At 69.8% G+C, this 9,278-nt stretch carries 9 protein-coding genes; 7 read left to right on the top strand and 2 right to left on the bottom strand.

Going from position 1 to position 9,278, the window contains the following annotated elements; translation table 11 throughout:
* Positions 1-438 (bottom strand): toll/interleukin-1 receptor domain-containing protein (locus R6V09_RS37695; protein ID WP_317885979.1); only part of this gene is annotated, 438 nt, incomplete at its 3' end.
* A gap of 485 nt (positions 439-923) precedes the next feature.
* On the opposite strand from R6V09_RS37695, the gene R6V09_RS37690 reads away from it, so the two are divergent.
* From R6V09_RS37690 to R6V09_RS37680, 3 genes are all read left to right on the top strand, one after another.
* Positions 924-2,300 (top strand): hypothetical protein, encoded by a 1,377-nt coding sequence (locus tag R6V09_RS37690; protein ID WP_317885978.1) that lies wholly within the window; start codon positions 924-926, stop codon positions 2,298-2,300.
* A gap of 108 nt (positions 2,301-2,408) precedes the next feature.
* Positions 2,409-4,040: a penicillin-binding transpeptidase domain-containing protein gene (locus R6V09_RS37685; RefSeq protein WP_317885977.1), complete on the top strand. Its 1,632-nt coding sequence runs from the start codon at positions 2,409-2,411 to the stop codon at positions 4,038-4,040.
* Between the two features lie 182 nt (positions 4,041-4,222).
* Positions 4,223-5,845, top strand: coding sequence for a penicillin-binding transpeptidase domain-containing protein (locus R6V09_RS37680; RefSeq protein ID WP_317885980.1), 1,623 nt, complete (start codon positions 4,223-4,225; stop codon positions 5,843-5,845).
* 23 nt (positions 5,846-5,868) lie between these two features.
* On the opposite strand, the gene R6V09_RS37675 is transcribed toward R6V09_RS37680, so the two are convergent.
* Positions 5,869-6,222: an SsgA family sporulation/cell division regulator gene (locus R6V09_RS37675; protein ID WP_317885976.1), complete on the bottom strand. Its 354-nt coding sequence runs from the start codon at positions 6,220-6,222 to the stop codon at positions 5,869-5,871.
* A 170-nt stretch (positions 6,223-6,392) separates the two neighbouring features.
* On the opposite strand from R6V09_RS37675, the gene R6V09_RS37670 reads away from it, so the two are divergent.
* The 4 genes from R6V09_RS37670 to R6V09_RS37655 form a co-directional block, all read left to right on the top strand.
* The gene (locus R6V09_RS37670) at positions 6,393-7,424 is read left to right on the top strand and encodes an energy-coupling factor ABC transporter permease (RefSeq protein WP_317885975.1); all 1,032 of its coding nucleotides are present in this window, start codon (positions 6,393-6,395) and stop codon (positions 7,422-7,424) included.
* A 1-nt stretch (position 7,425) separates the two neighbouring features.
* Positions 7,426-8,187: a cobalt ECF transporter T component CbiQ gene (gene cbiQ / locus R6V09_RS37665; RefSeq protein WP_317885974.1), complete on the top strand. Its 762-nt coding sequence runs from the start codon at positions 7,426-7,428 to the stop codon at positions 8,185-8,187.
* Positions 8,175-8,936: an energy-coupling factor ABC transporter ATP-binding protein gene (locus R6V09_RS37660; RefSeq protein WP_317885973.1), complete on the top strand. Its 762-nt coding sequence runs from the start codon at positions 8,175-8,177 to the stop codon at positions 8,934-8,936. The genes cbiQ and R6V09_RS37660 overlap by 13 nt, the downstream gene beginning before the upstream one ends.
* Positions 8,933-9,278, top strand: a 346-nt coding sequence (locus R6V09_RS37655; RefSeq protein WP_317885972.1) for a MarR family winged helix-turn-helix transcriptional regulator, incomplete at its 3' end; no start/stop codon positions are given. The genes R6V09_RS37660 and R6V09_RS37655, both read left to right, overlap by 4 nt.

The raw sequence follows: 9,278 nt of genomic DNA, 5'->3' as shown, positions 1-9,278 counted from the left end.
CCCCATCCTCCGCAACCGCCCCGCCCCGCCCTGGCCCGGAAACCCCGGAGGCACCCGCGGAACCCCCGCCGGCCCCGCCACCGCCGCCAGCAGCACCTCCCGCGCCTTCTCCTCGCCCAGACCGAACAACGCCGGCGCAAGCAACGCCCGCACCATCGGCGGCACGGCACAGTCCTCGATCCGGACCGGGATCAGCTTCTCCCGCCCGGCCAGCTTCGCCGTCCACTCCTCCGTGGTCCACCGCTCGGGTTCGAAGTACGCGGCCGAGAACAGCGCCACCATCGGCCCGGCCGCCAGGGCCTGGTCCATGTTGAGGATGACGTTCTCCCCGGCCCCCCAGTGCCAGACACCCAACTCCGCCTCGTACCCGGCATCCTGCAACTGCCAGGCCACCCACTCCGCCCACGCGAGATCCGCCCCCGCATGCGAGACGAACAACCGCACTCCGCCCGGCACATCCCCGACACCCGCCACCCGAACCCCCCGTACCAGCCCCGCGCCCTGCCGCCACCGAGACTAGAACCCACCCAGACCACCGCACACAGGCTTTCAACCAATCCCAGCCGATGAACGCGGCAAAAGGCACAAAGGTCCTCACTCACCCCACCACAGAGGACAGCGCGACCAGCACCCCACCTGGAACGGGAAGCTGTATGGCGGTAGTTGTCAGTGGTCGTTATTGGTAGTCGCTGACCCACCTCGGACGGCCCGGCAAGTGTGGCGGTGGAGTGCTCGTCGTCCGGGGCGGAGTGGCCGAAGTCCCTTGATCCAGCCTGCCGAGGTCAGAGAACCTGACTCCGGGCTTGAGCCCAACTTCTGGCCGCTGTACATGTACACGGGCACGTCGATCCCCATCGAGCAGTGGCGGTCGAGGATGTGCCTGGACACCTGGGTCCAGGCGGGACGGAACGGACGGAAACGACATGGACGATCACCTCGACGCCGCGCTCAGAGCGCTGTCTTGGAACCCGGCGACACCGGCCGGCGTGCTGCTGCGACTGCTCAAACTTGACCACCGGGACGTGCGGAGAACCGTCGCCCAGCGCGCCCACCTGCCGCTGGAGGTCGTCGACGCGATCCTGGCGGACCCCGAGCCGAGGCTCCGGCAGGATTTCGCCGACAGCGTCTCGGCCGACCCCGCGCAGCGCGCCCGGCTCGTCGACGATCCGTCGCCGAAGGTCGTTCTCGCCCTCGCCATCGGGCCGACGCCGTACCGGGGCCGGGTGGAGCCGCTGCCGGACTGGGCGTACGAGCGGCTGCTGAAGAACCCGGACGAGCGCATCCGCCACGAGAGCGTCCTGTGGTCCGTCGTCCCCGCCCATGTCCTGGCCGGCCTGGCGGACCACCCCGACAGCGTCCTCCGCAGGGCGTCCTGCCGTGCGTGGGAGGAACTGCCGGACGCCACACGCGAGTTGCTGCTCCGGGACGACGACCTGAAGGTGCGGCAGGCCGCCGCCGTGCAGGTCTGCCGCGAGGACGCGGACCGGACGGCGTGGCTGGTCGAAAGCCTCGGCAACTCGTGGCCGGTGGACGAGGTACTGCGGACCGGGCTGCTGAGCCGCGAGTTCGCCGAGCACATGGTGGCCCAGCCACACCCGGTCTCGGTGGCCGCGAACCCCTCCCTCCCACCGGACCTCGTACGGCAGTTGGCCGTCGACCCGGACCCGCGCATCCGCCTCGTCGTCTCCGCCCGGCCGGAACTGACCGAGCCGGAGCGCGCGGCCATCGACTACACCGTGGACCCCGAGGCACGCCTACGCCCGCTGGACTGGGTGTGGGACGCCCGCGAGGACGTCGAGGTCCTGCGCCGGTGTGCGACGTCCGCGCACACCTGGCTCCGTCGCAGTGCCGCGGTGTGCCCGGCCCTGCCGCCCGACATGGTCGAACTCCTCGCCCGGGACGAGGACTTCGCCGTACGGCTGCTGCTGTGCGAGTTCCATCCCGAGCCGCCGCCGGAGCTGCTGCTCGACCTGTATCTGTACGGCAGTCACCGGGCCGTGGAGATGCTGATCGCCAAGCCCGGGTTCCCGTCGGCGGGGTTGGCGGCCCGTTTCCTGGACTCCCCTGATCCGCGCCAACGTCGGCTGGCACTGCGTGATCCCGCGCTGACCCCCGAGGACCTGGACCGGCTCAGTCGTGAGGGACTGCCCGGGTTGGTCGCCCGGGACCCGCGGCTGCCCTTGGCACGGATCCGTGAACTGCTCGCCGATCCCGACATGCTCGGCTCCGTCGCCGGCAATCCCGCGCTCCCCGTCGAGGACATGCAGCGGCTCCTCGACGCGGCGGGAGTGCCCGACTGATCGCTCGCCGGCTGGTCTCTGTTGAGACAACAAAAGGCAACACCTCTCACAGCTTTCCCCCACGCCACCTACAGTTCGAAGGACTGATAACGGGGAGAGGACTGCGCCATGCGCAAGGGGGTAAAGGCCACCGTCATCGGCAGTGTGTTCGCCGTGATGGTGTCGGGGGCGGGGTACGGGGCGTACAACCTGGTGTCCGCGCTGGGTGGGAGTTCGGGTGTGGGGGGTTCCGGCGGGCCCGCGCCCGTGAAGACCGGGCCGCCGAGCGCGTCGGAGGTCAAGGCGGCGACGGCGAAGTTCTTCGCGGCCTGGGAGAAGGGGCAGGCGGTGACGGCGGCGTCGTACACGAACAACGACGCGGCGGCCGACACCGTGCTGGAGTCCTACAGCGGGGCCGGGCACATCACCGGCGTGAAGATCACTCCCGGTACGACGACCGGGGCGACCGTGCCGTTCACGGTGAAGGCAACGGTGTCATACGACGGGAAGTCGAAGCCGCTGACGTACAGCAGCCGACTGACCGTCGTGCGCGGCAAGACCACCGGGCGGGCCCTCGTCGACTGGCAACCGGCCGTCATTCACCCGGAGTTGAAGACCGGCGACACCTTCGTCACCGGGGAGTCCGCGAGCCCGGCGATCGAAGCCGTGGACCGGAACGGGACCGTGCTGACGAAGGAGAAGTACCCGTCGCTGGGGCCGATCCTGGACGAGCTGCGCTCCAAGTACGGTGACAAGGCGGGTGGTTCGCCCGGTATCGAGCTGTCGATCAAGCACGATGTCGCGGACTCGGCCGACACCACGCTGCTGACCCTGGAGAAGGGCAAGGCAGGCAAGGTGCGCACGACGCTCAGCGCGAGCGCGCAGGCCGCGGCGGAGAAGGCCGTGACGAAGTACTCGGAGTCGTCGATCGTGGCCCTGCAGCCGAGCACCGGGCAGGTGCTGGCGGTCGCCAACAACCGCAACGACGGCTTCAACGCCGCGTTCCTGGGGCAGTTGGCGCCCGGCTCGACCATGAAGATCATCAGCGCTGCCACGCTCATCGACACCGGGCTGACCTCGATGAACCGCCCGGCGCCCTGCCCGCCGTCCGCGATCTCGGAGAGTCAGACCTTCCACAACCTGACGGGCCTCAAGCCGGACGAGGGCGCGACGCTGGCCGACAGTTTCGCCCGCTCCTGCAACACGGCGTTCGTGAAGTTCGCCGACTCGGTCAAGGTGGACTCCCTGACCAGGGAGGCCGAGGACCGCTTCGGGCTCGGCCGGGACAACTGGAAGACCGGCATCCCGTCCTTCGACGGCTCGGTTCCCGCCTCCGGCGGCCCGGACACCGCGGCGAACCTGATCGGCCAGGGCCAGGTGCAGATGAGCCCGCTGAACATGGCGTCGGTGACGGCGACCGCGAAGACGGGCACGTTCCGCCAGCCGGTGCTCGTCGCGCAGAGCCTCGACGACCGCCAACTGGCCACCGCACAGGGCCTGTCGGCGAGTACGTCGGCCCAACTGCGGGCGATGATGTACCGCACCGCGACCAGCGGCACCGCGGCCGGCGTGATGGCCGGGCTCGGCCCGAACATCGGCGCCAAGACGGGATCGGCCGAGGTGGACGGGCAGTCGAAGTCCAACAGCTGGTTCACCGGCTACCGCGGCGATGTCGCGGCGGCGGCCATGACACAGGACGGCGGCCACGGCATCGACGCCGCGGGCCCGATCGTCCGGGCGGTGCTGGCGGCGAGTGGCTGAACTCACTCCTACCGGAAAGGGAACTCACCCGCACAGGACGGGACTCTAGGGTGGGCGTGGTCGTTGGGGTGTGAGAGAGCCGAGGGCGACGGGGGCCCAAAGGGATTCGCGGAGGATCGGGAACTGTGGGCACGAGGGGCAAGAAGAAGGTCGTCGCCGAGCGGCGGAAGGCGAGACCCGCCATGGTCGGCGGAGTGATCGCCGTGGCCGTCGTCGGCGCGGGCGTCGGCGCCTACGCGCTGTACGACGGCGGAGCGTCGGCCGAGGCGCGCACGTCGACCACCGCGGACCACAAGGCCATCAAGAAGGGCCCGTTGACGGCGGCCGAGGTCCAGACGACCGCGAAGCGGTACCTGGCCGACTGGCAGCAGGGCAAGGTCGCCCTGGCCGCCGCCGCGACCGACAAGTCGACGGCGGCCACCGCGCTGCTCACCGGCTACAGCAAGAACGCCCACATGACGGGCATCACCGTCACCGAGGGCACCCCCACCGGCGCCAAGGTCCCCTTCTCCGTGAAGTGCACGGTGTCGTACAAGGGCCTCACCAAGCCGATGACGTACGCCACTTCACTCACCGTCGTGCGCAGCGCGAAGGACGGCAAGCCGTACGTGCAGTGGCACGCCTCCGTCGTCCACCCGGATCTCGCGGACGGCGACACCCTGGTGACGGGCGAGTCCGGCACCCCGCCGATCAAGGCCTACGACCGGGACGGCGGCGAGCTGACGACGGCCAAGTACCCGTCTCTGGGGCCGGTGTTGGACGGGCTGCGGGAGAAGTTCGGCAAGAAGGCCGGCGGCAAGGCGGGCATCGAACTCCAGGTCATCCGGGGCAAGAAGTCCAAGCAGTCGGACAAGACGCTCGTCGAGCTGAGCAAGGGCACGCCGGGCAAGGTGAAGACGACGCTCAGCCCGACGCTCCAGGCGGCGGCGGAGACGCAGGTCAGCAAGCAGAAGAACTCCTCGGTCGTGATGATGCGCCCGTCGACCGGCGAGATCCTGGCCGTCGCGAACGCCTCGCACGGATTCAACGTGGCCTTCCAGGGCTCGCTGGCCCCCGGCTCCACGATGAAGATCGTGACGTCGACGATGCTCTTCGAGAAGAACCTCATCACCCCGGACGCGTCCCACCCCTGCCCCAAGACGTACAAGCTGGCGGGCTGGACCTTCCACAACGACGACGACTCGGAGATCAAGAAGGGCACGTTCAAGATGGCCTTCGGGGCCTCCTGCAACAACGCCTTCATCAACTTCGCGCCCAAGCTGTCCAACAGCGACCTGACGACCGAGGCCCAGCAGGTCTACGGCCTCGGCATGAACAACTGGGCCATCGGCGTCCCCACCTTCGACGGCTCGGTCCCGGTGCAGAGCGGCGCGCAGATGGGCGCCTCGCTGATCGGCCAGGGCGGGGTCCGGATGAACCCGCTGAACATGGCGTCGGTCGCCTCCACGGTCGACACGGGCACCTTCCACCAGCCGTACCTGGTCTCCCCGACGGTCGACAACCGCACGATCGCGAAGGCCTCGCGCACGATGTCGTCGACGACGCAGGCCGAGCTGAAGGAAGTCATGAAGTACACGGCGGACTACGGCACGGCGACGAAGGCGATGGCCGGACTCGGTCCCGACTACGGCGCGAAGACCGGCTCGGCGGAGGTCGACGGGCAGAAGAAGCCCAACGGCTGGTTCACCGCGTACAAGGGCGACCTCGTGGCCGCCGGCGTGGTGCAGGCGGGCGGCCACGGCGGCGACACGGCGGGTCCGATCGTGGCGGCCCTGCTGAAGCTGGGCGCGAGCCTCGGCGGCTGAACCCCCGGGCCCCTACGGGGAGTTCAGCTCGCCACGGGTGCGGCGGCCGTATAGGTCCGCCGCAGGAACCGCATGATCGTCTTCGTCTCGAACTGGACGACGGAGACGCCCTGTTCGGAGTGGAACTCGACGACTGCCTGTACCCGGCCGCACGGCCACACCCGGACCTCGCCGCTGCCGGCGGGGGCACGCAGCCCCTGTTCCAGCAGCGCCCGGTCGAAGGTCCATTCATGTGGTCCGGGCAGGTCGATACGGACGGCTCGCGGATCGGATTCGGGGTCGTACCGCAGGACGACGGGGACCGCGTCACGGTCCATCCGGTCCACGTCCTCGTCGGTGACGATATGGGCTCGCGCGTACTGTTCGACTACGGACATCGGGCGGCCCCTTACGCTGAGTGACCTGTGTGAAAGCTATGCATCCGCTTCCACTACCCCAATGTCGCATATTTTCTCGGCCGCGCCCCTCGGGGCGATAGATCTCACATATCGGCAAGAGACTTTCTCGCTCTTGCAAAGGACTCGCAACAACCATCTAAAATCATCCCGTGCATGTGCCTGACGGATTCATCGACGCCCCCATGTCCGCCGCGACCGGAGTGGTCGCCGCCGGCGCCATCGCCGTGAGCCTGCGCGGCGCGCGCCGCGAACTCGACGAGAGGACGGCGCCGCTGGCGGGCCTGGTCGCCGCCTTCATCTTCGCCGTGCAGATGCTCAACTTCCCGGTCGCGGCCGGCACCAGCGGCCATCTGCTGGGCGGCGCGCTGGCCGCGATCCTGGTCGGCCCCTACACCGGTGTCCTCTGCGTGTCCGTCGTGCTCCTCATGCAGGGCATCCTGTTCGCGGACGGCGGGCTGACCGCGCTCGGCGTGAACATCACCGACATGGCGATCACCACGACGGTCGTGGCGTACGCCGTCTTCCGCGTCCTGGTGAAGATCCTCCCGCGCAGCCGCCGCTCGATCACGGCCGCGTCCTTCACCGCGGCCCTGCTCTCCGTCCCCGCCGCCGCCCTCGTCTTCACCCTCCTCTACGCCCTCGGCGGCACCACCGACGTCTCCCTCGGCAAGGTCGCCACCGCGATGATCGGCGTGCACGTCCTCATCGGCGTCGGCGAGGCCGCGATCACCGCGCTGACGGTGGGCGCCGTGATCGCCGTACGCCCGGATCTGGTCTACGGCGCGCGCGGCCTGGAGCAGCGGCTCAAACTGCGGGTGAACGGCGAACTCGTGGACGTGCCGGCGCAGTTGGAGCCGGTCGCTGCTCGGGGTGCTTCGCGCCGCAAGCTGTGGATCGGCGGCCTGGTCACGTCCCTCCTCCTCGCCGGTTTCGTCAGCTTCTACGCCTCCTCGAACCCCGACGGCCTGGAGAAGGTCGCCGCCGACCAAGGCATCGACCGGGCGGCGAAGGAGCACTCCTCGGCCGACTCCCCGCTCGCCGACTACGGCGTGCGCGATGTCGAGGACGCCCGGCTCTCCGGCGGCCTCGCGGGCGTGATCGGCGTCGGCGTGACGGTCGTCGCGGGCACCGGGGTCTTCTGGGCGGTCCGCAGGCGCCGTAGCACCTCGCAGGTGGCCTGAGATGGGCGCGGGCCACCCCCACCGGCTGTACCGGCACGGCCACTCCCCCGTGCACGCGCTACCGCCGCACACCAAGCTGGCCGCCGTGTTCGCGTTCGTGGTGGTCGTGGTGTCGACCCCGCGCGAGGCGATGTGGGCGTTCGGGCTGTACGCGGTATTGATTGGGCTGGTCGCCCGCGCGGCCCGCGTGCCCGCCGCCTTCCTGCTGCGCCGCCTGCTGATCGAGATCCCCTTCGTCGCGTTCGCCGTCCTCATGCCGTTCGTGGCGGAGGGCGAGCAAGTGACCGTCCTGGGGCTGGAGTTGAGCGTGAACGGCCTCTGGGGCGCCTGGAACGTCCTCGCCAAGGGCACCCTGGGCGTGGCCGCCTCCGTCCTTCTCGCCGCCACCACCGAACTCCGTGAACTCCTCCTGGGATTGCAGCGGTTGAAGCTCCCCCCGCTCCTCGTGCAGATCGCGTCCTTCATGATCCGCTACGGCGATGTCATCACCGACGAGATGCGCCGGATGCGCATCGCCCGCGAGTCACGGGGTTTCGAGGCCCGGGGTGTCCGGCACTGGGGCGTGCTCGCGAAGTCGGCGGGCGCGCTGTTCATCCGCTCCTACGAACGCGGGGAACGCGTCCATCTCGCCATGGTGAGCCGGGGTTACGCGGGCTCCATGCCGGTGATCGACGAGGTGACCGCGGACCGGGCGCAGTGGTCGTACGCCCTCGCACTCCCGTCCGCCGCCCTTGTCGTATGCCTACTGGGATGGACGCTGTGACCACTCCTTCTCTCGAAGTCGCCGGGCTGGCCTTCGCCTACCCCGACGGCCATCAGGCCCTGTTCGGCGTCGACTTCAGCGTCGCGCGCGGCGAACGGGTCGCCCTGCTCGGCCCGAACGGCGCAGGCAAGACCACCCTCGTCCTGCACCTCAACGGCATCCTCACCGGCGGCGCCGGGACGGTGACGGTCGCCGGACTCCCGGTCGGCAGGCGGCACATGACGGAGATCCGGCGCCGGGTCGGCATCGTCTTCCAGGACCCCGACGACCAGCTCTTCATGCCGACGGTCCGCGAGGACGTGGCCTTCGGCCCGGCGGCGGCCGGGATGAAGGGCGCCGAGCTGGAGCAACGGGTGCGTACGGCACTGGAGTTGGTCGGCATGGCGGACTTCGCGGACCGTCCTCCGCACCATCTGTCGTTCGGGCAGCGGCGCAGGGTCGCGGTCGCGACCGTGTTGGCCATGGAGCCGGAGATCCTCGTCCTCGACGAGCCCTCCTCCAACCTCGATCCAGCCTCCCGCCGCGAACTGGCCGACATCCTGCGGTCGTTGGACGTGACCGTCCTCATGGTCACGCACGACCTGCCGTACGCCCTGGAGCTGTGCCCGCGCTCGCTGATCCTCAGCGACGGGGTGATCGCGGCGGACGGCGGGACCGGCGAACTCCTCTCCGACGACGCGCTGATGCGGGCCCATCGTCTGGAGCTGCCCTTCGGGTTCGACCCGCGGTCCGTGACAATGGGCGCGTGACGAACGAGGACCACAGGGTCGAGGACCATACGGTTGCCGCCGGGTCGCTGCTCCTCGACGAGCAGCTGTGCTTCGCGCTGTACGCGGCCCAGCGCGCGCTGACGGCCGCGTACCGCCCGCTCCTTGAGGAGCTGGACCTGACCTACCCGCAGTACCTCGTCCTCCTCGTCCTGTGGGAACGCGGCCAGAGCACGGTCAAGGACCTCTCGACCGCCCTGCGCCTCGACTACGGCACGCTGTCGCCGCTGCTGAAACGCCTGGAGGCGGCCGGACTCGTCCACCGCGAGCGCGCCGCCCACGACGAGCGCTCGGTGCTGGTCGCGTGCACGGAGCGCGGTGCGG

This window comes from Streptomyces sp. W16 (assembly GCF_033194735.1).
Taxonomy (GTDB): Bacteria; Actinomycetota; Actinomycetes; order Streptomycetales; family Streptomycetaceae; genus Streptomyces.
The sequence above is the reverse complement of the archived record's forward strand: the minus strand, read 5'-3'. Positions and strand labels throughout refer to the sequence as shown.

What these genes read in the sequence shown, in the direction of transcription:
- R6V09_RS37690 (WP_317885978.1), top strand. Translation starts at nt 924, where the DNA reads ATGGACGATCACCTCGACGCCGCGCTCAGAGCGCTGTCTTGGAACCCG.
- R6V09_RS37685 (WP_317885977.1), top strand. Translation starts at nt 2,409, where the DNA reads ATGCGCAAGGGGGTAAAGGCCACCGTCATCGGCAGTGTGTTCGCCGTG.
- R6V09_RS37680 (WP_317885980.1), top strand. Translation starts at nt 4,223, where the DNA reads ATGGTCGGCGGAGTGATCGCCGTGGCCGTCGTCGGCGCGGGCGTCGGC.
- R6V09_RS37675 (WP_317885976.1), bottom strand. Translation starts at nt 6,222, where the DNA reads ATGTCCGTAGTCGAACAGTACGCGCGAGCCCATATCGTCACCGACGAG.
- cbiQ (WP_317885974.1), top strand. Translation starts at nt 7,426, where the DNA reads ATGGGCGCGGGCCACCCCCACCGGCTGTACCGGCACGGCCACTCCCCC.
- R6V09_RS37660 (WP_317885973.1), top strand. Translation starts at nt 8,175, where the DNA reads ATGGACGCTGTGACCACTCCTTCTCTCGAAGTCGCCGGGCTGGCCTTC.